This is a genomic window from Pseudomonas sp. 15C, from assembly GCF_055484735.1.
Map to the genome: position 1 here is coordinate 142,673 of NZ_JBUDGD010000003.1, position 23,080 is coordinate 165,752.

Genomic DNA, 23,080 nt, shown 5'->3' on the forward strand with positions numbered 1-23,080 from the left:
TGCGGATCACCATGAGCAGTCCTGAACCGAAAGCCCAGTCAACGCTGGCGATCTACTTCCGCCTTTTGGCTTACGTGCGGCCCTATGCCGGTCTCTTTCTCCTCAGCATCGTCGGGTTTCTGATTTTCGCATCGACCCAGCCGATGCTCGCCTACATCCTCAAGTACTTCGTCGACGGGCTGGCCAATCCTGAAGCCAGCCTGTTCCCGGGCAACCCTTATCTGGGCGATTTGCAATTGCTGCAAACCGTGCCGCTGATGATTGTGTTCATCGCCCTGTTGCAGGGCGTGGGTTCGTATCTGGGTAACTTCTTTCTCGCCCGGGTTTCTCTGGGACTGGTGCATGACCTGCGGGTGGTGCTGTTCAACAAACTGCTGGAGTTGCCCAACCGCTTCTTCGACAAGAACAACTCCGGTCATCTGATTTCGCGCATCACCTTCAACGTGACCATGGTCACCGGCGCGGCAACGGACGCGATCAAAGTGGTCATCCGCGAAGGCATGACCGTGATCTTTCTGTTCTGCACGTTGTTGTGGATGAACTGGAAGCTCACCCTGGTGATGGTGGCGATCCTGCCAGTCATCGGCATCATGGTGAACAGCACCAGCAAGAAATTCCGCAAGCAGAGCAAGAAGATCCAGGTGTCGATGGGCAACGTCACGCATGTGGCCTCCGAGACCATCCATGGTTATCGCGTCGTGCGCAGCTTTGGCGGTGAAAGCTATGAGAAGCAACGCTTTCGCGATGCCAGCCAGAGCAATACCGACAAGCAACTGACGATGACCAAGACCGGCGCGGTGTACACGCCGATGCTGCAATTGGTCACGTACAGCGCCATGGCCGTAGTCATGTTCCTCGTGCTTTACCTTCGCGGCGATGCCTCGCCTGGCGATCTGGTGGCCTACATCACCATGGCGGGCCTGTTGCCCAAGCCGATCCGGCAGTTGTCGGAAGTCAGTTCGACGATTCAGAAAGGCGTGGCCGGTGCCGAGAGCATTTTCGAGCAACTGGATGAGCCGGCCGAGGTGGATCAGGGCACCGTCGAGCGCGATCGTCTCGAAGGACGCCTGGAAGTGCGCAACCTCAGCTTCCAGTACCCGGACACCGACAAGCCGGTGCTCAACGACATCAGCTTCAGCGTCGAGCCGGGGCAGATGGTTGCGCTGGTCGGGCGTTCGGGCAGCGGCAAGTCGACTCTCGCCGGGTTGATTCCGCGCTTCTACCAGCACGAGCACGGGCAGATTCTGCTCGATGGTGTCGAAGTCCAGGACTTCACCCTGCGCAGCCTGCGCCGCCAGATCGCCTTGGTGACCCAGGCCGTGACGCTGTTCAACGATACGGTCACCAACAACATCGCTTACGGCGACCTCGCCGGTGCGCCGCTGGATGAAGTCAAGCGCGCGGCTCGCGAGGCCTACGCCGACGAGTTCATCGCCAAGATGCCTCAGGGTTACGAAACCATGGTCGGTGAAAACGGCGTGCTGTTGTCCGGCGGTCAGCGTCAACGCATCGCCATCGCCCGCGCCTTGCTCAAGGATGCGCCGTTGCTGATTCTCGATGAGGCCACTTCGGCCCTCGATACCGAATCGGAGCGGCACATTCAGGCGGCGCTGGATCACGTTGTGCAAAACCGTACCACGCTGGTCATCGCGCACCGCTTGAGCACCATCGAAAAAGCCGACCTGATTCTGGTCATGGACGAAGGGCGGATCGTCGAGCGTGGCACCCATGTGCAGTTGCTCGAGCAGAACGGCTATTACGCTCGTCTGCATGCCAAGGAATTCGAAGAAGGTGACGAACCTCAGCCGACCCACGCGACCAACGTATGCTGACGGTGTTTCGCAGCTTTCGTGAGCGTGGCTGGACCGAGATCGACCGCGACAGCTATGCCCGGGCCTGGCAGCGCTTCGGCGGCAGTTTCGCGACGCATCCCGACGTGGTCGAGCGCTTGTCGAGCTTCGTGGATATCGAGTTGCGCTATCTGGGCTGGCTGGTCGGCGGCGAAATCGTCGCCGCCGTGCCGTGCTGGGGCCGGCACGTGGCGCTGTCCAAGGAAGTGCTCAAGCGCGAGGGCAAGCGCGGCTTGCTCGACATGGGCAATGCGGAAATCATTCTGCCGATTGCTGCTGAGGCGGTTGTGCCGGTGCGCCAGCGCATGGCTTACGTGTCGCAGCTCAATGCCACGCAGATCAGCACGTTGAAACCGCAGCCTGAAGGCTTGGCCCTGGCCCGATTGCCGGAAGAGTATTCGAAGAAATTCCGCTACAACCAGCGCCGCGAGCAGCGTCTGCTGGAAGAGGCGGGCGGGTCGCTGGTGCCGATGTCCGACTTTACCGCGCAGGAGCAGGCCGCCGCTTACGGCGATCTGTTTCAGCGCCGCTGGGGTTTTGAAGTGCCGGGCAAGGCCGGGCTGGTCGAAGTGTTCAGCTTGTTGCGCGAGTTCATGACCGGCTCGGTGGCGATGCTCGATTCGGCACCGGTGGCCATTCAGGTGTTGTATCGCGTCGAGGCCCCACGGTGGGTTTCGCTGGAGTACATCAACGGTGGCGTCGATCCGCAAAGCCGCGAATTCAGCCCCGGCAGCGTGCTGAGTTTCGTCAACACCCAGCAGGCGTGGGCGGATGCCCAGGCGCTGGGCAAGCCGCTGCGTTATTCGTTCGGCCGTGCCGACCGGGAATACAAGGATCGCTGGTGCCACACGGTGCCGGTCTACAAGGTCTGAATCGATGAGCGCACGCAAGCAGCAACTCCTCAAGGCCCACCGGCGCAACAAGCGCCTGTTCCTGATCGGCTTTTTGCTGGCGCTGTTGCTGATCGGGGTTCTGGTCAAATGGTGGCTGGTGCCGCTGTTGCTGGTGCTGGCGTGGATCGCTCATGAGGCGTGGTTCGCCGATCATCTGTTCTATCGGCCGTCTGACGACTATCAATACAACTTCCCCCCACAGACCGCGCGGCAAACCGTGAGCGTCGACGGCGGTTTGGTGCGCCTGAGCGAGCCGTTGGCACCGGGCGAGACGCTGGTGCTGGAACTGGAGCTGAAGTCGACCTCGCTGGGGCGCTGGCTCGACCCATATGTTCAGGTCGGTGATGACCGTCAGGAATTCGAGCGCGGAGTGCGTGGTCGGCGCTTCCTCAATCTGTCCGGGCAGGAGATGGCCTTGGCGCAAGGTTCGCTGACCCTGCGCGGCCACCATTGCGTGCCAGCGAACACGGGTGTGCTGTGGATCATGGCCAACCCCGATTTCAGCCAGCAACGGGTAATGGTCATCGCGCCGCATGCCGATGACGCCGAGCTGGCAGCGTTTGGCCTTTACAGCCGTTGCGATGACGTCAGCATCGTCACGTTGACCCAAGGCGAAATCGAGGCCGAGGATTATCAACGGCTGGGGCTCGATCAAGCCGCAGCGGCGCGTCTGAAGGGGCGTTTGCGCAGCTGGGACAGCCTGGTGATTCCGCTCTGGGGCGGCGTGCCCGCAGAGCGCTGCGTGCAACTGGGTTATTACTGTCTGCAACTGCCGGCGATGGCCGCAGCGCCAACGACAGCGTTCGGCTCGCGCGAATCGCAGGAAAGCGACGTGCGCAGTGTGCGGCGGCACAATCCGTTGCGCCTGCCCGCCGATAGCGACGGTCAGCCGACCTGGGAGAATCTGCTCGGCGATCTGACTGCGCTGCTTGAGCACTATCGACCCGAAGTGCTGGTGACACCGCATCCCGAACTCGATCCGCACAGTGATCATGTCGCGTCGACGCAAGCGTTGCTCGAGGCGGTCAGCCGCAGTCAGTGGAAGCCAAACACGCTGCTGATGTACGCCAACCATCTGCACGACAACGATCGCTGGCCGATGGGCCCTGCAGGTTGCGGTATTGCGCTGCCGCCGGCCATCGAGCCATTGCCGGCCGATCGCTTGTGGAGCCCGCAGCTGTCGGCGCCGGTGCAACTGGACAAGGCCATGGCACTGGCCATGGAGCATGATCTGCAGGGCGCCGAGGTGTTCAAGCGCAAACTGCGCCGCTGGATCCAGCAGGGTCTGGCGGGCCGGCGCTGGCCTGTCACAGGCAGTAACGAGTTTTTCCGCAAGGCTGTGCGGCGTCATGAATTGTTCTGGGTGCGCGACCTTTCAGAATGAGGCGGACGGCGCTTTACCCTGTGGTAATATCGCGCCCCTGTTCATTTTGTATGTGGGTTGCTCCATGAAGTTGTCCATGCCGCGTTTCGATCAAGCCCCGGTCTTGGTAGTCGGCGATGTCATGCTCGACCGCTACTGGCATGGCGGAACCTCACGGATTTCCCCTGAGGCGCCGGTGCCGGTGGTCAAGGTCGAGCAAATCGAAGACCGTCCAGGCGGTGCCGCCAACGTTGCCCTGAACATTGCCGCGCTGGGTGCGCCGGCCTCGCTGGTGGGTGTGACCGGCGACGACGAAGCCGCCGACAGCCTGAGCAACAGTCTCAAGGGGGCGGGCGTACGGGCATTGTTCCAGCGCATTGCGCACCAGCCGACCATCGTCAAGCTGCGGGTCATGAGCCGGCACCAGCAATTGCTGCGTATCGATTTCGAAGAGCCGTTCGCCACCGATGCTTTGGCCCTGGGCTCGCAGGTCGATGACTTGCTCGAAGGCATCAAGGTGCTGGTACTTTCCGATTACGGTAAAGGCGCGCTGAAAAATCATCAGGCGCTCATCCAGGCCGCCCGCGCGAAGAACATCCCGGTGCTGGCTGATCCGAAAGGCAAGGATTTTTCGATCTATCGTGGTGCCAGCCTGATCACTCCCAATCTCAGCGAATTCGAAGCCATTGTCGGCGGCTGCGCCGATGAGCATGAGCTGGTGAGCAAGGGCGCCACGCTGATGCACGACCTCGAACTCGGTGCGCTGCTGGTCACCCGCGGCGAGCACGGCATGACCCTGCTGCGCCCGGACCAACCGGCGCTGCACCTGCCAGCGCGAGCCCGCGAGGTATTCGACGTCACCGGTGCCGGTGACACGGTGATTTCCACTCTGGCCGCAGCGATTGCCGCCGGTGAAGACCTGCCCCATGCGGTCGCGCTGGCCAATCTGGCCGCCGGCATCGTGGTCGGCAAGCTCGGTACGGCCGCCATCAGTGCCCCGGAACTGCGTCGCGCGATCCAGCGTGAAGAGGGTTCCGAGCGCGGTGTATTGGGCCTTGAGCAATTGCTGCTGGCGGTGGCCGATGCCCGCGCGCACAACGAGACAATCGTTTTCACCAACGGCTGCTTCGACATTCTGCATGCCGGGCATGTGACCTATCTGGAGCAGGCGCGAGCGCAGGGCGATCGTTTGATCGTCGCGGTCAACGACGACGCCTCGGTCAGCCGCCTCAAGGGGCCAGGCCGGCCGATCAACAGCGTGGATCGGCGCATGGCGGTCCTTGCCGGGCTGGGTGCGGTGGACTGGGTGATCAGCTTCTCTGAAGGCACCCCGGAAAACCTGCTGCGCGAGGTCAAGCCGGACGTGTTGGTCAAAGGTGGCGATTACGGCATCGATCAGGTGGTCGGCGCCGATATCGTCAGCGCTTACGGCGGCACCGTGAAGGTGTTGGGACTGGTGGAAAACAGCTCGACGACTGCGATTGTCGAGAAGATCCGCAGTCGCTGACCCGATGAATCTTTACCGTTGTGTACTGCGTGTGAACGGATTTTGCCTTGGGGATCTCACCGTTTCCGTTGAAGTTGGCAGGTTTGAATCCGCTGCGCGTGCCTGCCAATGTCGCGTGGTCAATAACCTATGAAAGTCATGCTCCTGGTGATGGACGAACAGCGGGTCATTCTTGACCGGCTCTACGACATCGTGCAGCAGAACTGTGATGAATGTGTCATCCATCGTTTGACCAAACAGCAGCAGATGAACCTGGGGCCGTTTCTGGCCTCGGTGGAGTATCAGACCTTCGATCGTGTGGTGATTTTCTCCCGTGTCAAACGCCTGGCCCCGCAGTTGCGGGTGCTCAAGTGCATTCCGGGGCTGGTTTTCCTTGAACACGACGCCTATCAGAACTACATGCCGGCCAGTAAATACCGCGGTGTGTATTCGCGGTTGTACCGGCGGTTGCCGAGTTGCCGGGCGCTGGTCTCCGGGGCGGTGGTCGCACGCAAGATGCTCGCCGAGGGCATCGATACGGTGTTCGTCTCCAAGGGTTATGACGAGCAGATGCTGCACAACACCGACGTCGAGCGCGACATTCCCATCGGTTTTCTCGGCAGCCTGAAAAGCACCGAGTACGCCGAACGCAAGGCCATGCTCGAGTCGCTTTCACGGCGGACCGGAATGCTGGTGACCCGAACGAAGTCTGGTGAGGAATACCTGCAAACCCTCAACCGCATCCGCATTTTCGTCAGTGCCGACATCGGCATGAACGAGTTCATGATCAAGAACTTCGAGGCCATGGCCTGCGGCTGCGTGCTGCTGGCCTGGAGCCAGGGCGAAGAAGACCGCTTGCTCGGTTTCGAAGACATGCACAACACCGTGTTCTATCGCAGCGAAGAAGAAGCGGTGGAAAAGATCAAGCTGCTGCAGGGCGATCCCGAGCTGGCCGAGCGCATTGCCCGCAATGGCCAGGCGTTTGCCGAGAGCCGCTATTCGTTTGCCCGTGTCGGGCAAGCCCTGGCGGCAGAAATCCAGCGCGAAATGCGCCCATGGCAACCACCGTCGGCATTCACGCAATGGTGGGTGAAGGTGCGTTACGGAATGAAGGTGCCTGTCTGAAATGAAGGAGCAACCCATGGCGCTGGATGCGCTGCCTGGTGGCGATCAGGCGGTCTTCGAGGCATTGCCGGCAGAGCTGCGCGACTGCCTGGGTCGTGCGGCGCGGGTGGTGCTGATCGCCAATAACCCGGCCATCACCGCGGCGGATTTCCAGGCGCTGAACATCGGTGCCGATGACGTCGTGGTCAGCTTCAATACCTGCATCAAGGCAACGCTGCTCAACGAGCAAAGCGTCAATGTCTTCGTGCACGGTTACAACGCCCCGGACGCGTACTTTTTTGGACTGCCCTACGGGCCTCACGTACAGCACATGTTCGAAAGCTCGGGCGAACGCTGTTTCAGCATGCTGGTGGGCTGCGCTGCGCCGATGTGTCCGTTGCCGCGCGTGGCCATGTACTGGGACCGCATCCCGTTGCCGCCGCTGTGGCACTACCCGGTTGACCGTCCGGGCGGCAAACGCTATGTCGGGCCATCTACCGGGTTCAATACGCTGGTGCTGTTTGACTGGCTACGGGGCGAGGCCGGCTATGGCTATGAGTTGCTGACCCTGGGTTTTTCCAACGAGGCCGGGAAACTCTGGGGTGGGCACGCCTGGGACTACGAGCGCGACTGGCTGCGCCAATCGAATATCGTCGCCATAGCGCTGCAACCGCAGCGCTGGTGGCAAAAGCTGTTTCGACGAAAGTAAGCAACATCGTATCCGGATGCCGGCAGGCCCGAACGACTATCAAAAGGTGCTGTTGAGTGTTGAAAATCGCCGTGGCTTTTTTCGGAATCCCGAGAAATTCGCAGATCTGTTTTCCCTCCATTGAACAGAATGTCCTGGCGCAGTTGCCGGCAGGCAGCGAAGTGCAGTGCTTCTACCATCTGTACCAGGTTGATGAAGTGCAGAACGCGCGCTCCGGTGAAAAAGGCGCGCTGACGGCTGACAACTACCAGCCTTTCGAGGCGATGACCGGCACGCTGACGTCGACCGAAGGCGTGCTGGAACGCTGGAATTTTGAACGGGTCAAGTCGCTCGGTGACACCTGGGCCGATGACTATGCGTCGCTGCGCAATCTGATTTACCAGCTCAATTCGCTGCACACCGTGACCACAATGATCGAAGCCTTCGCGCCGGATTTCGTGGTGTACGTGCGCCCGGACAACTTCTTCCACACGGCATTGCCCGGCTACGTGTTCAATCACGCCCAGGCTCGGCGGCACCACGCCTACGTTCCTGACTGGCAGTGGTGGGGCGGGCTGAATGATCGATTCGCGGTATGCGGACGCGATACGTACGTTGCGTATGGCAAACGCATCGAGCGGATCTTTGACTTCTGCAAAGCCACCGGCAGAAAGCTGCACTCCGAACGCTTGCTCAAATACGCGCTGCAGCAGGCCGGGGCGAAAATCTGCACGCTGCCGACGCAGGCGTCACGGGTACGCATTACCGGCGCCTTCGCCGAAGAGTCGTTCTCGCCCAAGCGTGGCATGGGCAAGCGCGAGAACCGCTACTTCCATTTCTTCGCCACGCTGCGCACCTGGTTCGACCGCCGGCGTTGACTCATGACTTGGCCGGTTTCTTTTTGCCCAGGCCCACCAGCCGCAGCGCCTTGATGCTCAACTGCTTGAGCCCTGAACGCGGGGCTTTGGCCGGTTGCAGCCCTTGTTGCACCAGCCAGTCCTTCCAGCGAATCCGCTCCTCGCGCACCACCCAGCCTTGCTGAGTGGCAAAGCTCTCGGCCAGATAAAGCCCGCGGGTACTGGCCGGAACCAGCTTGTCGCGCTTGAGCGTGTACAACTCGGCCACTGGCGCGCCGTCCTTGAGCGGCATCAGGTAGAGGTCGGGGCGCTTGCGATCGAGGCGGGCCACCAGTTGATCACCTTCCAGCCGTTCATCGACGTGGAACAGGCTCAGAGACTTGGCTTCCTTGGGCACGTCCAGGCGCAAGTCGTAGATCAATTGCAGGGAAGCGGTCGGCAGGTGCACATAGGCCCGCGGTCGCTCGAGCAGTTGCAGGCTGGCGCAACGCACCGGACGTGCCGAGCCGGACAGCGGCGTCAGGCGAAACGGCAGGGCCTCGCGATAATGCAGAGCCGCCGAGTAAGGGGCTGGTAGCCAAGTGTCGTTGAAACGTCCGCCGAGCCAGCCTTCCGGCGTTTCCAGCAGACACTCCTCAGCAATTTCCTGGATGGCGGTGTGCAGCGGGATGTTCAGTTCGTGGGCCGGTACGTAACCGGAAATCAATTTCAGCACCACGTCGCCACGATCCTGCCGGCGTTGGCGCACCAGCACCCAATAATCGCGATTCTGCCAGTGCAGGGTCAGGCGCACCGAGACGCCAAGGTTGGCAAGTTCCAGCGAGAAGTGCTCGGCATCGGCCACGCTCACCGGTTTGCGTCGCTGCAGGGTCTGCGCGAAATTCAGCGGCATGCCGACGCTCTGGTAGCTCAGGCCTTCGGCAGTGGCTTCGACGAACAGCGGCAGGGTCTTGAAGTTGCTCGGGTTCTTGCGGATGAGCGTGCGCGGCATATCGGCTCCTGCTTAAGGCCGCGAAGCGGCGTCAGTGACCACGAAGGACTTGGGCAACGGTCGCAACGTTGTAGGCGAGGTGCAGCGGATTGATCGTGCCGACAATAGCACTGGCTACGCCAGCTTGCGCGAACAGCAACTCGAAACTGGCCCGCACCGGATCCACGCCCGGACTCAGACAGACGTGACCGCTGGCCAAGGCTTTTTTCACCAGAATGGCTTTGCCGTGGGCAGCAGCATAGTCAATGACTGCCTTCTCGTTTTGTTCGTTCAGATTGTAGGTGACCATGGCGCAGTCGCCTTGCTCGAGTGCCTTGAGACCGCCTTCGACGGTTTTGCCGGAAAAGCCGAAGCCGCGAATCTTGCCTTCGGCCTTGAGCGCCCCGAGCGTTGCGTAAACCTCTTCGTGCTCAAGAATCGCCAGGTCGTTACCATCGGAGTGCACCAGCACCAGATCGATAAAATCGGTTTCCAGACGTTGCAGGCTGCGCTCTACCGACATTCGCGTGTGCGCTGCGCTGAAATCGTGGCGCGACAAGCCGTCGGCAAACTCCTCGCCGACCTTGCTGACGATCACCCAGTCCTGGCGCTGGCCGCGCAGCAACGGGCCGAGGCGTTCTTCGCTGCGGCCATAGGCCGGGGCGGTGTCGATCAGGTTGATGCCCAGCTCGCGGGCCTGACGCAGCAGCATGCGTGCGGCATCGTCGTCGGGAATCTGAAAGCCGTTGGGGTATTTCACCCCTTGGTCGCGGCCGAGTTTGACCGTGCCCAGACCCAGCGGCGAAACCGTCAGGCCCAGGCTGCCCAGTGGGCGATGGAGATCATGCAAATTGGCGATGGTCATGGCAGCAGTTGCTCCCAGGCCGGAACGCCCAGCGGCGGTTTGGGCAGCAGCGGCAGCGGTTCGGTGACTTGCGGCGCAATACCGTCGCGTTCCAGTGCGGCGATGACCCGATCGGCAAAGTCCGGCGCCAGCGCCAGTTTGGTCGGCCAGCCGACCAGCAGACGCCCCTGTTCGGCGAGGAAGGCGTTGTCTGGCCGCGTCAGCCCGGTTTGCAGCGGCTCGGCGCGGTCGACGCGCAGGGTCGCCCATTGCGTGGTGCTGAGGTCGATCCACGGCAGCAGCTGAGCGATTTCCTTTTGCGCGGTGGCGATCTGCTCGGCCGGCTCGCGATGCACGCCTTCGCTCTCGGCGATATCGCCACCCATGTACCAGACCCACTGACCATCAGCGGCCGGGTGGGTGGTCACGGTGATACGGGGTTTGGTGCCGCCGCCCAGACAGTGGGCGTACAGCGGTTTCAGGCCCGGGCCTTTGGCGAGGATCATGTGCAGCGGCCGCCGTTGCATCGCCGGTTGGCTGAGGCCGAGCGCTTCGAGCAACTGTGCAGTGCCGGCGCCAGCACTGAGGACGATGCGCTGCGCACGGATGGCGCGGCCGTCAACCGTCAGGCCGACCAGCACGCCATCCTCGAGCAGCGGTTCGATGGTCTGCCCGGCGAGCAAGCCATCGCCGGCCAGGTCGGCCAGCCGCTGGATCAGGCTCGGCACGTCGACCACCAGTTCGGCAAGACGATAAACCTTGCCTTTGAAGCGTTTGTCTCGCAGGGCCGGCGGCAGTTCATCGCCCTTGACCTGATCGACGCGGCCACGTACGGCTTTGCTGGCGAAGAAACTGGTGAGGTTGCCGGCAAGTGTGCCCGGTGACCACAGGTAATGGGCTTCGGACAGCAGGCGCACGCCGGTCAGGTCCAGCTCGCCGTTGCCGGCCAGGGCTTCGCGCCAGCGCCGCGGCATATCAGCGATCGCTTCCGACGCCCCGGTCAACGCGCCGTGCAAGGCATATTTGGCGCCGCCATGAATGATTCCCTGCGACTTCACGCTTTGCCCGCCGCCGAGGCTGGCGCTTTCCACCAGCACGGTCGAAAAACCCTGACGGCGCAGACGCGCGTTCAGCCAGAGGCCGGCGACACCAGCGCCGACAATCAGAACGTCGGTGGAAATAACGGATGGCATGCAGCGACCTCGGGGTATAGAGAAGCTGCAAGTTTCAAGCTTCAAGCTGCAAGCTGCAACCTGAAGCGTCAAATCGGTCGCTTGCGGCTTATCGCTGGAAGCTTGTTGCTGCCCTCAGTGGCCGGCGGTTTTGGAAAACAGCTGGATGACGACCACGCCCAGTACGATCAGCGCCATCCCCAGCATTGCCGGTAAATCCAGTTTCTGCCCGTACAGAAACAGCGCTGCGACACTGACCATCACGATGCCCATTCCCGCCCACACGGCGTAGGCCACGCCGACCGGCACGGTGCGTACCACCAGCGTCAGCATCCAGAACGCGATCGCATAGCCGACGATGACCAGAATCAACGGCAGCGGCGTGCTGAAGCCTTTGACGGCTTTCATCGACACGGTGGCGATCACTTCGGCGCAGATTGCGATGGCGAGGTAGGCGTAGGCGTTCATGGTTTCAATCCTCGATAAAATTTTGCTCACTGAGGCGGCATTCTAGGGATTCGCCAGATGCGGTAAAGTCATTACCTATCTGTTCTGTAGATGGGTTGGTAAGCCACATGCAATGGAATCTGGACCAGTTGCGCGTATTTGTAGAGGTCGCCGAACAGCGTTCGTTCTCCGCCGTGGCGCGTCAGCAGCGCAAGGCGCAATCAGCTATCAGCAGCACGATCGCCATGCTCGAAGCTGACTTGGGCGTGAGCCTTTTCGAACGCAGCAGCGGGCGTCAGCCGACGCTCACCGAGGCGGGGGAAGCGTTGCTGGAAGAAGCCCGGGAAGTGCTGCGCCAGTGCGAACGTCTGAACGGCCGCGCCATGGCGATGCTGCGCGGCCAGGAAGCGCAGTTGCGCGTGGCGCAGGATGAGGCGATGCCGTATCAGGCGCTGGTGGAAAGTTTCGGTGAGTTGGCCGAGCAGTTTCCCAGCCTCGAAGTGCAACTGACCAGCGCAGCCCAAGGCGAAGTCGCACACAAACTGGTCGACCGCCGCGCCGATCTCGGCCTGTTGTTTTATCACGATGAAATTCCTGAAGCGCTCGAACGGCGTGTGCTCGGCAGTGTGGAAATGGTTACGGTGTGCGGCATCCATCATCCATTGGCGTCGCAGCCTTACGTAACCTGCCAACAATTGGCGCAGCACCGGCAATTGCTGATGTCGACGCAAACCAGCGTCTACCCCGGCAACGAAGCGGCCAGCCCGCAAGTGTGGCGCGCCGACAGTTTCTATGTGATGTCCGAATGGCTGGTGCGCAACCTTGGCTGGGCCTGGTTGCCGCGCCATGTGGTGCAGTATTCGGCCTATCAAGGGCAAATGGTCGAACTGGCCAGCGAATGGACGCCGCCAGCACTGGTGGTGGAACTGGTCTGGCGCCGTGACGAGCCGCTCGGCCCGGCCGCGCGCTGGCTGGCCGAACGTTTTGCCGTGCACTTGCGCGCGATCGGCGACAAAAGTCGATAAACTCCGCCGCCATGAATAGAACTCTGTACACCGCGCTGTTTTACCTGGGGCTGCCATTGGTGGCGATTCGGCTTTGGCTGCGCGCGCGCAAGGCGCCGGCGTATGCCAAACGGATTGGCGAACGTTTCTCCTGCAACATGCCGACACTGCAGCCCGGCGGCATTTGGGTTCACGCCGTGTCGGTGGGCGAAAGCATTGCCGCCGCGCCAATGATCCGCGCCTTGCTGCAGCGTTATCCGCAGTTGCCGATCACCGTGACCTGCATGACCCCGACCGGTTCGGAGCGGATTCAGGCCTTGTTCGCCAATGAGCCGCGCATCCAGCATTGCTATCTGCCGTACGACCTGCCGTGCGCGGCGGCGCGCTTTCTGGATCGCGTTCAGCCAAAACTCGCGGTGATCATGGAAACCGAGTTGTGGCCCAATCATATTCACCAGTGTGCCAAGCGCGGGATACCGGTGGCGTTGGCCAACGGACGCTTGTCCGAGCGCTCTGCCAAAGGCTACGGCCGCTTCAGCAAACTGACCGCGCCGATGCTCGCTGAAATGAGTTTGTTTGCGGTGCAGACCGAAGCCGAAGCCCAGCGCTTCCGCGATCTCGGCGCGCGTCCGGAAACCGTCGAGGTCACCGGTTCGATCAAGTTCGACCTGACCATCGACCCGCAACTGCTGCAACGCGCCGCCGAACTGCGTAGCCAGTGGCAGGCGCAGGATCGTCCAGTGTGGATCGCCGCCAGCACCCACGAAGGCGAAGACGCAGTGGTGCTCGACGCCCATCGTCGCCTGTTGGCCAATCATCCGGATGCATTGTTGATTCTGGTGCCACGCCACCCCGAACGTTTCAATTCGGTGTTCGACCTGTGTCAGCGCGAAGGTTTCGCCACGGTACGCCGTTCGACCGGCGCCCATGTCGATGCGCAGACCTCGGTACTGCTCGGCGACACCATGGGCGAGCTGCTGTTTCTCTACGCCCTGGCCGACAGCGCCTTCGTCGGCGGCAGTCTGGTGGCCAACGGCGGGCACAATCTGCTCGAGCCGGCAGCGCTGGCGAAACCGGTCATCAGCGGCCCGCACCTGTTCAACTTCCTCGACATCGCCGCGCAACTGCGCGAAGCCGGGGCGCTGGCCGAAGTGGACGATGCTGAGGGGTTGGCGGTCGAAGTGCAGCGTTTGTTCGAATTGCCGCGCGATGCGCAGCGCATGGCCGAGGCCGGGCTGGCGGTGATGCGCCGTAATCAGGGCGCGTTGCTGCGGTTGCTGGAGGGGTTGGGCAGGCTGATCAAATAAGCGCGGCATAAAAAAAGATCGTCCGGGGCATGCCTCGGACGATCTTTTTTCATTTCAAGGCCGGGCCTTCAATTGCGCCTCGGCCGCTGAGGCCAGATCCGGCGGCAGGAAATCCTTGTCCGGGTTGTAGTCGGCTTTCAGATAGCGCCGCAGGTCTTGCAGGTCCCCCGGGTTCAACGTGCCCGCCGCCTGCTTCAAGCGAAGGTTATCGAGGATGTAGTCGTAGCGGGTGTTGTTGTAGTTGCGCACCGAGGTGTACAGCTGACGCTGGGCGTCGAGCACGTCGACGATGTTGCGCGTGCCGACCTGATAACCGATTTCCGTGGCTTCCACCGCGCTCTGGTTGGAGATGATCGACTGGCGGCGCGCCTGCACCTGCTCGACGTCGGTATTCACCGCGCGGTGCAGGTTGCGGGTGTTTTCCACCACCTGACGGCGCAGCGATTCGCGCTGCTGCTCGCTCTGATCGAGTTGTGCGTAGGACTGACGCACTTGCGAACTGGTCAGCCCGCCGCTGTAGATCGGAATGCTCAGTTGCAAGCCCAGGGTGCTCTGTTCGACGTTGCCGCCATAAGGCGCACCGAAGGAGTTCGGGTTGGCAAAGCCCAGCGCGTCGTTATCGCCTTTTTCGTATTTGGCCACGGCATCGAGGGTCGGCAAGTGCCCGGCCTTGCGCTGCTTGAGGGTTTGTTCTGCGGAGCTGACTGCGTAGTTGCTGGCGAGCAGATTGAGGTTCTGCCGCGCTGCGGTGTCGACCCAGGATTTTGCGTCGTTCGGCGCCGGCGGCAGAATCGGCAGCGTGTGGACGATGCCCTGAATCGAGTTGTACTGGCGGTTGGTCAGGGTGATCAACGCTTCGAACGCATCATCGACCTGGCGCTGCGCGACGATGCGGTTGGCCCGCGCGGTGTCGTAACTGGCTTGCGATTGCAGCACGTCGGTCTTGTCTGACAGGCCGACATCGAAGCGCTCGTTGGACTGGTCAAGCTGACGCTTGAACGCGGCTTCTTCAGCCTTGGTCGAGGCGAGGTTGTCCTGGCTGCGCAGCACATTGAAATAGCTTTCGGCGGTTTGCAGGATCAGGTTCTGCTCGGTCGCCGAGAGTTGCAGGGCGGCCTGTTCATTGACGTCCTTGGCGGCCTGATACTGGAACCAGCGATCGGCGCGGAACAGCGGCTGGGCGAGGGTCGCCTGATACGAGTGAGCGCTGCGATTGGCGATAGCCGAAGGCTGATCGATCGAGGTGCGCACGTCGGCGACTTCGGCGCCACCGGACAGATTCGGCAGCAAGCCGGCGCGGGCCTGTGGCACCACTTCTTTTTGCGCGCCGTACTGGGCGCGGGCGGCGGCCAGATCGGCATTGTTGTCGACCGCTTCCTGATAGACGCTGACCAGATCGGTTTTGGTCGACAAGGGCGCTTCGGCTGCCCAGGCCATTGCGTTGGACGCACAAGACACGGCCACAGCCAGTGAAAGTTTGCGCAGCATGAGGCGATCCCTAGCATTAATATTATGGAAATAATCCGGGCGCCAAAGGTAAGGCGCGGCCTGCACAGCGTCAAGGCAGGGCAAGGCATAGCGAGTGTAGTTGCGCATCGCTTCGGCAACAATCGGGTACACCGGTGTATTTACGCCATTCATCACGGCGTTCGCTGCGGTGTTGGCGTTCCTTGACGGTTGTGTCTAGACTGGCCGTGTTCTTGTCGGGGTGCCTTGCTATGAGGCTGAGATCGAATAATTTCGGATCCCGTTGAACCTGATCAGGTTAGCGCCTGCGTAGGGAACAAGATTTCTCGTCACCCGGCGAGTCCTCTTGTGCTTCGTCCGGGAAATTGTTCGACAATCGAACGCCCCCATGACGAATGCACAGCACCGGTTCTGGTGCGTCCGTGCCTCTCAGGTTCTGCTCCGACAATCCACTGCTGGATGCTGTCTGGAGAGCCCGTGATGACGACAAAAGAAAAAAACGCGATCAACCTCAGTGACTCGGCCAAGGTCGATGAGCAATCGGTCAAGCCGTTCACCCGTTCGCAAAAAGTCTACGTTCAGGGCTCGCGCCCGGACATCCGCGTGCCGATGCGCGAAATCAGCCTGGACGTGACCCCGACCGACTTCGGCGGCGAAATCAACTCGCCGGTCACCGTCTACGACACCTCCGGTCCCTACACCGATCCGAACGTGGTCATCGATGTGCGCAAAGGCTTGAGCGATGTGCGTTCGGCGTGGATCGACGACCGTGGCGACACCGAGCGTCTGCCCGGCCTGAGTTCGAACTTCGGTCAGCAGCGTCTGGCCGATGCCGAGCTGACCAAGCTGCGTTTCGCTCACGTCAACAACCCGCGCCGGGCCAAGGGCGGGGCCAACGTCAGCCAGATGCACTACGCGCGCAAAGGCATTATCACCGCCGAGATGGAATATGTCGCCATCCGCGAAAACATGAAGCTGCAAGAGGCCCGCGCGGCTGGCCTGCTCAAGCAGCAACACGCCGGCCACAGCTTCGGCGCGAGCATCCCGAAAGAAATCACCCCTGAGTTCGTCCGCGAAGAAATCGCCCGCGGCCGCGCAATCATTCCGGCCAACATCAACCACGTCGAACTGGAACCGATGATCATCGGCCGTAACTTTTTGGTGAAGATCAACGGCAACATCGGCAACAGTGCGCTGGGCTCGTCGATCGAAGAAGAAGTGGCGAAACTGACCTGGGGCATTCGCTGGGGCTCGGACACGGTGATGGACTTGTCCACCGGCAAGCATATTCACGAAACCCGCGAGTGGATCATCCGCAACTCGCCGGTGCCGATCGGTACCGTGCCGATCTACCAGGCGCTGGAAAAGGTCAATGGCGTCGCTGAAGACCTGACCTGGGAGTTGTTCCGCGACACGCTGATCGAGCAGGCCGAGCAGGGCGTCGACTACTTCACCATCCATGCCGGCGTACTGCTGCGTTATGTGCCGCTGACTGCCAAGCGCGTGACCGGCATCGTTTCCCGTGGCGGATCGATCATGGCCAAGTGGTGCCTGGCGCACCACAAAGAGAACTTCCTCTACACGCACTTCGACGAAATCTGCGAAATCATGAAGGCCTACGACGTCAGCTTCTCGCTGGGCGATGGCCTGCGTCCGGGCTCGATTGCCGACGCCAACGACGAAGCGCAATTCGGCGAACTGGAAACCCTCGGCGAGCTGACCAAGATCGCCTGGAAGCACGACGTGCAATGCATGATCGAAGGCCCGGGCCACGTGCCGATGCAGTTGATCAAAGAGAACATGGACAAGCAGCTCGAGTGCTGCGATGAGGCGCCGTTCTATACCCTCGGCCCGCTGACCACCGACATTGCCCCGGGTTACGACCACATTACCTCGGGCATCGGTGCAGCGATGATTGGCTGGTTCGGTTGCGCGATGCTCTGCTACGTGACGCCGAAGGAACACCTGGGCCTGCCGAACAAGGATGACGTGAAGACCGGGATCATCACTTACAAGATCGCCGCGCACGCTGCCGATCTCGCGAAAGGCCATCCGGGTGCGCAGATTCGCGACAATGCCTTGAGCAAGGCGCGTTTCGAATTCCGTTGGGAAGACCAGTTCAACCTTGGTCTGGACCCCGATACCGCTCGTTCGTACCACGATGAAACCCTGCCGAAGGACTCGGCCAAGGTCGCGCATTTCTGCTCGATGTGCGGGCCGAAATTCTGCTCGATGAAAATCACCCAGGAAGTCCGCGAATATGCGGCCAACCAGCGCATCGACGCAGTCGACGTGGACGTTGCCAAAGGCCTGGCGGAACAGGCCGAGCGGTTCAAGCAGGAAGGCAGTCAGCTTTATAAAAAAGTGTAAGCGGCAAGCTGCAAGCTGCAAGATAAAAGCAGTTGCGAAACCTGCTTTTTCTTGCAGCTTGTGGCTTGCAACTTGTAGCTATCACTACTGTGAGATCAACCCCCTTGAGCATTCAACCCGGTACCTATTCTCCCGACCTCGCCGTACCCGCCGACAAGCGTGTCTTCGGCGGTCGCGATCTGTTTTCCCTGTGGTTTTCCCTCGGCATCGGCCTGATGGTCTTGCAGACCGGCGCCTTGCTCGCACCCGGTCTGGGCCTGTCCGGCTCGCTGCTGGCGATCTTCCTCGGCACGCTGGTAGGCGTGCTGTTGCTGGCCGCTGTCGGCGTGATCGGCAGCGACACTGGCTTGTCGTCGATGGCTGCGCTGAAGCTCAGCCTCGGCAGCAAAGGTGCGAGCCTGCCGGCGCTGCTCAATCTGCTGCAATTGGTTGGTTGGGGCTCGTTCGAAATCATCGTCATGCGCGACGCTGCCAGCCTGCTCGGCACTCGCGCGTTCAGCGAAGGTTCGCTGTGGGCCAATCCGATCCTGTGGACCCTGTTTTTCGGTGCGCTGGCGACCTTGCTGGCAGTGAGTGGACCGCTTACGTTTGTGCGGCAGATCCTGCGCAAGTGGGGCATCTGGCTGTTGCTCGCGGCCTGCCTTTGGCTGACCTGGAACCTGTTCGCCAAAGCCGATCTGGCTGCATTGTGGGCGCGCGCCGGCGACGGTTCGATGCCATTTGCCGTGGGCTTCGACATTGCCATCGCGATGCCGCTGTCGTGGCTGCCGCTGATTGCCGATTACTCGCGTTTCGGCAAGCGCGCGAAGAACGTCTTCGGCGGCACCGCTGTGGGTTTCTTCATCGGCAACTTCTGGCTGATGAGCCTCGGCGTTGCCTACACTCTGGCCTTCGCGCCGAGCGGTGAAGTCAACGCGCTGCTGCTGGCACTGGCCGGTGCGGGGCTGGGCATTCCGCTGCTGCTGATTCTGCTGGACGAGTCGGAAAACGCCTTCGCCGACATTCATTCGGCCGCGGTATCGAGCGGGATCCTGTTGCGCCTGAAAGTCGAGCATCTGGCCTTGGCCATCGGCGTGATCTGCACGCTGATCGCACTGCTGGCGCCGTTGGCGCAGTACCAGAATTTCCTCTTGCTGATCGGCTCGGTGTTTGCGCCGCTGTTCGGCGTGGTGCTGGTCGATCACTTCATCCTGCGCAAGCGCAGTGCCCAGGTGGCGTCAGCCGCGTTGCGCTGGCCGGCGTTGCTGGCGTGGCTGGGTGGCGTGAGCACTTACCACTTGCTGGCGAATCTGTATCCGGATGTCGGCGCGACCCTGCCGGCGCTGGTGCTGGCAGGGCTGTTGCAACTGGTGCTGGGCCGGGCCTTCAGTTACGGCCGGGAAACAGCTCAGGCTTGAGAATGCCGTTCAGGCGCGGATAAGGAATCTTCAGTTCGACGTGGCCCAGCGCGTAAGGCGCAATGGTGGTCACGTCGTACTTGAGGATCACGCCGCCGTAGGTCAGCGCCACGTTCGGCGTTTTCACGAACGGCCAGTTCGCCACGAATTCCGGCTCCTGATCGAGCTTGGTGCTGATCAGCCAGCTGTTGTGCGCGACCTGCGCGGCTTTCCAGAAGGCTTCTTCCTGGCCCGGCAGCAGCATGTCGGACAGGTTCAGCACCTTGTGCTGCTGGCGCGAATAGTTGATGAAACCGCGACCCGGTGTGCCATGGGCACCGCCGGTGTCGAGGTAGCTCGACAGCTCGATGATCACCAAGCCGTCATGCTGCTCGCGTACTTTCGCTTGCAGGTAGCTGCTGTAGCGCGGGCCGGCGCTGGCCAGAAACTGATCGCGATAAGCCTCCAGTGTCGGCGCGACCGGGGCGTTCTTCTCGGTGCGGGTCATCTGCAGCAGGCGTTTTTCGATGATGCCGTCCAGTGCCGGCTCGTCCGGGAACCGCAACGTATCGATGTTCACCAGTGGGCATTCAGGGTTGGCGCAGCCGGGTTTGAGCTGTTCCGAGGCATCGCGTTTGGTTTCCAGCGGCGTACGGTAGTTGGGCTGGAACAGGCTGGCACAGGCGCCCAGAGTCAGGGCGATTGCGGCCACAGAGGCAATTTTGAAAAGCGACATGGGCGTCCTTTCGAAAGCAGGGGAAGGCAAAAAAGTTACCGCTTCGACTCTCAACGAAGCAGTCAGTTCGCCACTAAGCTAATTAGAGTGGGTTTCGCCGTCACCGTCCATCCCGCTGACGGTAAAGGGGCTGCATCAAACGGTGCGGGCGCGTTAGGATGGCGCGAAGTCGAGGTCGCCCGGTCACCCGGCGCAACCTCGTCATGGACTTGTAGTAGAGAGGATGCTCATGACCGATTTTGCCAATGCCATTCCGACCGCCGTCGATATCGTGCGGCGCGAAAAATGCTACGAGGGCTTCTACAAGCTTGATCGTGTGCACCTGCGCCATGAGCTGTTCGCCGGCGGCATGAGCCGCGAGATCAACCGGGAAATTTTTGTTCGCCACGACGCCGTGTGCGTGCTGCCCTACGATCCGCAGCGCGACGAAGTGGTGCTGATCGAGCAGTTTCGCGTCGGCGCCATGGGCAAGGCCGACAATCCGTGGCTGGTCGAACTGGTTGCCGGTCTGATCGACAAGGATGAACAACCGGAAGAAGTTGCTCACCGCGAAGCGCAGGAGGAAGCTGGTCTGGACATCAAGGCGCTGTGGCCGATGACCAAATATTTCCCCTCGCCGGGTGGCAGCAACGAATTCGTGCATTTGTATCTGGGGCGTTGCAGCACCGAGGGTGTGGGCGGTCTGCATGGCCTGGAAGAAGAGGCAGAAGATATCCGCGTCACGGTCTGGGCTTTTGAAGATGCCTCGCAGGCCGTCCGTGACGGACGCATTGCCAATGCGGCGAGCATCATCGCCTTGCAGTGGCTGGCGCTGAACCGCGCCGAAGTGAGGGGGTTATGGTTGTAAACAAGTTGCGCGATCGTTATCGAGTCGACCTCGTGGGCCTGCAAGCTGCCTGCGAGGCCAACTACGCGCGCCTGATGCGCTTGCTGCCGGACATGCGCAGCGAGCCCGAAGCACGGCGCATCGCCGTGACCCAGGGCGAGCAGATGCTCGGCGTGCTCGCCCTCGAAGTGCTGCAGACCTGCCCGTACACCACGACGTTGCAGGTGCGCCAGGAACACAGCCTGCCCTGGCTGCCGGTGCCACAACTGGAAGTGCAGGTCTATCACGACGCCCGCATGGCCGAAGTGGTCAGTGCCGAACATGCACGACGCTTTCGCGGCATCTATCCTTACCCGAATGCTTCGATGTACCAGCCGGATGAAAAGGCTCAGCTCAATCTGTTCCTGGGGGAATGGCTGAGCCATTGCCTGGCGTTGGGGCATGAGTACGAAGTCGTACGCTAGTTGTGAACTGCGTCCGGTTCGCCGGTTTCCTCTTTGCCTGAACCCCCAGCATAATTGCGGCACCTGACCGATTCCGTGCTTTTGCCTTGGGAGAACGCCTTTGCCGAGCGTATCCACGTTGACCACCGCCGATCCGGCGCTGCTGGTGCAGTTGTCCGACAGCCATCTGTTCGCTGAAGCGGACGGTGCGCTGCTGGGCATGAAAACCCGCGAGAGCCTGCAACAGGTCATCGATCTGGTGCTGGGGCAGCAGCCGCAGATCGATCTGCTGCTGGCCACCGGCGATATTTCCCAGGACGGCACGCTGGAGTCGTATCAACAGTTTCGCCAGATGAGCGCGCAGATCGACGCGCCAGCGCGCTGGATCCCCGGCAACCACGATGAACCGGTGATCATGGCGCAGGCAGCGGTGCAAAGTACGCTGCTGGAGCCGGTGGTCGATATCGGCAACTGGCGGGTGACGCTGCTCGACTCAGCCGTGCCGGGATCGGTGCCGGGCTATCTGCAGGACGATCAATTGCAACTGCTGGCCCGCTCGCTGAGCGAAGCGCCGGAGCGCCATCATCTGGTGTGTTTTCACCATCATCCGGTGTCGATTGGCTGCGCGTGGATGGAACCGATCGGTTTGCGTAATCCCGAGGCGTTTTTCGAAGTACTGGATCGCTTTCCGCAGGTGCGGGCGGTGTTGTGGGGGCATGTGCATCAGGAAATCGACCGCGAGCGCAATGGCGTTCGCTTGCTGGCCTCGCCCTCGACCTGCATCCAGTTCGAGCCGGGCAGTGTGGATTTCAAGGTCGGTGAGCAGGCGCCGGGGTATCGCTGGTTGCGGCTGTGGCCGGATGGGCGGCTGGAAACCGGGGTCGAAAGAGTTACCGACTTCAAGTTCACAGTCGACTACGGCTCCAACGGCTACTGAGCCGACAATCAAAAGCCCCTCATCGGAACGCCGCCCGCCCAGCCCTCCCGAAACGTCGGACCGCCCCGAGGGAGAGGGGGCCGACCGCGGTGTCTTTGGCTATGCATCGACCTGAAACAGCGGTGGCGATTATGGATTCACAGCAAAGCGTTCAGGTCGGTGTAGCTTTCGAATATCCCCCATTCAGTCCCCTCTCCCTCCGGGAGAGGGCTAGGGTGAGGGCGGCTCTTGCGGTCACACCAAATTATCGAGCCCACCCCCAATCCCGGCGCTTCTCCCTGTAAACTCCGCTATCTTTCGCCGACAGCCAGGGAGCTCAAATGTCCGGTTCGATCCTCTATATCCACGGTTTCAACAGCGCGCCGGCCTCGAAGAAGGCCTGTCAGCTGGTAACGGTGATGGAGCGGCTGTGTTTGAGCGAGCAACTGCGAGTGCCGGCCCTGCATCACCATCCGCGTGAGGCCATCGGTCAATTGCAGCAAGCGATTGCCGAACTGGGCCGGCCGCTGCTGGTGGGAAGTTCGCTCGGCGGCTACTATGCCACTCACCTGGCCGAGCGCCATGGCCTGAAAGCCCTGCTGGTCAACCCGGCGGTCAGCCCGCACCGGATGTTCGACGGCTATCTGGGCCCGCAGAAAAACCTGTATACCGATGAAACCTGGGACCTGACCCACGACCACGTTATGGCGCTGGCCGAACTGGAAGTGCCAGCACCGCAGGATGCGCAGCGCTATCAGGTCTGGTTGCAAACCGGCGACGAAACGCTGGATTATCGCCTCGCCCAGCAGTATTACCGCGCCTGTGCCCTGCGTATCCAGGCCGGCGGCGATCACAGTTTCCAGGGCTTTGCCGGGCAATTGCCGGCATTGCTGAGTTTTGCCGGCATTGGCGCCGATATGTATCAGGCAATCGATTTCACCGCACTGTGAAGTCTTGCCCC

General features: G+C 61.6%; 21 protein-coding genes and 1 riboswitch. Of the genes, 15 read left to right on the forward strand and 6 right to left on the reverse strand.

The window, feature by feature from the left end:
* The first annotated feature begins 11 nt into the window (after nt 1-11).
* The 7 genes from msbA to ACYYKW_RS03430 all read left to right on the forward strand — a co-directional run bounded on the left by msbA (nt 12) and on the right by ACYYKW_RS03430 (nt 8,262).
* Complete coding sequence (gene msbA / locus ACYYKW_RS03400) at nt 12-1,832, forward strand: lipid A export permease/ATP-binding protein MsbA (protein WP_464989409.1); 1,821 nt, start codon at nt 12-14, stop codon at nt 1,830-1,832.
* Entirely contained in the window at nt 1,826-2,722 is an 897-nt protein-coding gene (locus ACYYKW_RS03405) for a GNAT family N-acetyltransferase (protein WP_464989410.1), read from the forward strand. The genes msbA and ACYYKW_RS03405 overlap by 7 nt, the downstream gene beginning before the upstream one ends.
* A gap of 4 nt (nt 2,723-2,726) precedes the next feature.
* A complete protein-coding gene (locus ACYYKW_RS03410) occupies nt 2,727-4,127 on the forward strand; it encodes a PIG-L deacetylase family protein (RefSeq protein ID WP_464989411.1) in 1,401 nt (466 codons plus the stop codon).
* Between the two features lie 64 nt (nt 4,128-4,191).
* Nucleotides 4,192-5,613 (forward strand): bifunctional D-glycero-beta-D-manno-heptose-7-phosphate kinase/D-glycero-beta-D-manno-heptose 1-phosphate adenylyltransferase HldE, encoded by a 1,422-nt coding sequence (gene hldE / locus ACYYKW_RS03415; protein ID WP_093105520.1) that lies wholly within the window; start codon nt 4,192-4,194, stop codon nt 5,611-5,613.
* A 129-nt stretch (nt 5,614-5,742) separates the two neighbouring features.
* The gene (locus ACYYKW_RS03420) at nt 5,743-6,717 is read left to right on the forward strand and encodes a glycosyltransferase (protein WP_336355867.1); all 975 of its coding nucleotides are present in this window, start codon (nt 5,743-5,745) and stop codon (nt 6,715-6,717) included.
* A 1-nt stretch (nt 6,718) separates the two neighbouring features.
* Nucleotides 6,719-7,405, forward strand: a complete 687-nt coding sequence (locus ACYYKW_RS03425) for a hypothetical protein (RefSeq protein ID WP_464989412.1) — start codon at nt 6,719-6,721, stop codon at nt 7,403-7,405.
* 56 nt (nt 7,406-7,461) lie between these two features.
* The gene (locus tag ACYYKW_RS03430; RefSeq protein WP_464989413.1) at nt 7,462-8,262 is read left to right on the forward strand and encodes a hypothetical protein; all 801 of its coding nucleotides are present in this window, start codon (nt 7,462-7,464) and stop codon (nt 8,260-8,262) included.
* A 1-nt stretch (nt 8,263) separates the two neighbouring features.
* On the opposite strand, the gene ACYYKW_RS03435 is transcribed toward ACYYKW_RS03430, so the two are convergent.
* The 4 genes from ACYYKW_RS03435 to ACYYKW_RS03450 form a co-directional block, all read right to left on the reverse strand.
* On the reverse strand, nt 8,264-9,232 hold the full coding sequence (locus ACYYKW_RS03435) for a metal ABC transporter ATPase (RefSeq protein WP_090280655.1): 969 nt from the start codon (nt 9,230-9,232) through the stop codon (nt 8,264-8,266).
* 31 nt (nt 9,233-9,263) lie between these two features.
* Nucleotides 9,264-10,076, reverse strand: coding sequence for an aldo/keto reductase (locus ACYYKW_RS03440; protein WP_464989414.1), 813 nt, complete (start codon nt 10,074-10,076; stop codon nt 9,264-9,266).
* A complete protein-coding gene (locus ACYYKW_RS03445) occupies nt 10,073-11,248 on the reverse strand; it encodes an NAD(P)/FAD-dependent oxidoreductase (RefSeq protein ID WP_464989415.1) in 1,176 nt (391 codons plus the stop codon). The genes ACYYKW_RS03440 and ACYYKW_RS03445 overlap by 4 nt, the downstream gene beginning before the upstream one ends.
* 114 nt (nt 11,249-11,362) lie before the next feature.
* Nucleotides 11,363-11,695, reverse strand: coding sequence for a DMT family transporter (locus tag ACYYKW_RS03450; RefSeq protein WP_464989416.1), 333 nt, complete (start codon nt 11,693-11,695; stop codon nt 11,363-11,365).
* Between the two features lie 107 nt (nt 11,696-11,802).
* Here ACYYKW_RS03450 and ACYYKW_RS03455 point away from each other — a divergent pair, with 107 nt between their 5' ends.
* Entirely contained in the window at nt 11,803-12,699 is an 897-nt protein-coding gene (locus ACYYKW_RS03455) for a LysR family transcriptional regulator (protein ID WP_464989417.1), read from the forward strand.
* Nucleotides 12,700-12,710: 11 nt separating this feature from the next.
* Nucleotides 12,711-13,985, forward strand: a complete 1,275-nt coding sequence (gene waaA, locus ACYYKW_RS03460) for a lipid IV(A) 3-deoxy-D-manno-octulosonic acid transferase (RefSeq protein ID WP_464989418.1) — start codon at nt 12,711-12,713, stop codon at nt 13,983-13,985.
* A gap of 54 nt (nt 13,986-14,039) precedes the next feature.
* Here waaA and ACYYKW_RS03465 read toward each other — a convergent pair whose 3' ends face one another.
* Nucleotides 14,040-15,473: a TolC family outer membrane protein gene (locus ACYYKW_RS03465; protein ID WP_090280671.1), complete on the reverse strand. Its 1,434-nt coding sequence runs from the start codon at nt 15,471-15,473 to the stop codon at nt 14,040-14,042.
* 206 nt (nt 15,474-15,679) lie between these two features.
* Nucleotides 15,680-15,785, forward strand: a riboswitch (TPP riboswitch).
* Between the two features lie 147 nt (nt 15,786-15,932).
* On the opposite strand from ACYYKW_RS03465, the gene thiC reads away from it, so the two are divergent.
* Together thiC and cytX are read left to right on the forward strand one after the other, a co-directional pair.
* On the forward strand, nt 15,933-17,822 hold the full coding sequence (gene thiC, locus ACYYKW_RS03470; RefSeq protein ID WP_464989419.1) for a phosphomethylpyrimidine synthase ThiC: 1,890 nt from the start codon (nt 15,933-15,935) through the stop codon (nt 17,820-17,822).
* A gap of 104 nt (nt 17,823-17,926) precedes the next feature.
* On the forward strand, nt 17,927-19,219 hold the full coding sequence (cytX, locus tag ACYYKW_RS03475; protein ID WP_464989420.1) for a putative hydroxymethylpyrimidine transporter CytX: 1,293 nt from the start codon (nt 17,927-17,929) through the stop codon (nt 19,217-19,219).
* On the opposite strand, the gene ACYYKW_RS03480 is transcribed toward cytX, so the two are convergent.
* The gene (locus ACYYKW_RS03480) at nt 19,188-19,934 is read right to left on the reverse strand and encodes an RsiV family protein (protein WP_464989421.1); all 747 of its coding nucleotides are present in this window, start codon (nt 19,932-19,934) and stop codon (nt 19,188-19,190) included. The genes cytX and ACYYKW_RS03480 overlap by 32 nt on opposite strands.
* Before the next feature lie 229 nt (nt 19,935-20,163).
* On the opposite strand from ACYYKW_RS03480, the gene ACYYKW_RS03485 reads away from it, so the two are divergent.
* The 4 genes from ACYYKW_RS03485 to ACYYKW_RS03500 all read left to right on the forward strand — a co-directional run bounded on the left by ACYYKW_RS03485 (nt 20,164) and on the right by ACYYKW_RS03500 (nt 23,069).
* Entirely contained in the window at nt 20,164-20,781 is a 618-nt protein-coding gene (locus ACYYKW_RS03485; protein WP_464989422.1) for an NUDIX domain-containing protein, read from the forward strand.
* Nucleotides 20,772-21,224: a DUF1249 domain-containing protein gene (locus tag ACYYKW_RS03490; protein WP_090280686.1), complete on the forward strand. Its 453-nt coding sequence runs from the start codon at nt 20,772-20,774 to the stop codon at nt 21,222-21,224. The genes ACYYKW_RS03485 and ACYYKW_RS03490 overlap by 10 nt, the downstream gene beginning before the upstream one ends.
* A 100-nt stretch (nt 21,225-21,324) precedes the next feature.
* Nucleotides 21,325-22,140, forward strand: a complete 816-nt coding sequence (gene cpdA, locus ACYYKW_RS03495) for a 3',5'-cyclic-AMP phosphodiesterase (RefSeq protein WP_090280690.1) — start codon at nt 21,325-21,327, stop codon at nt 22,138-22,140.
* Between the two features lie 320 nt (nt 22,141-22,460).
* On the forward strand, nt 22,461-23,069 hold the full coding sequence (locus tag ACYYKW_RS03500) for a YqiA/YcfP family alpha/beta fold hydrolase (RefSeq protein WP_464989423.1): 609 nt from the start codon (nt 22,461-22,463) through the stop codon (nt 23,067-23,069).
* Nucleotides 23,070-23,080: the final 11 nt, after the last annotated feature.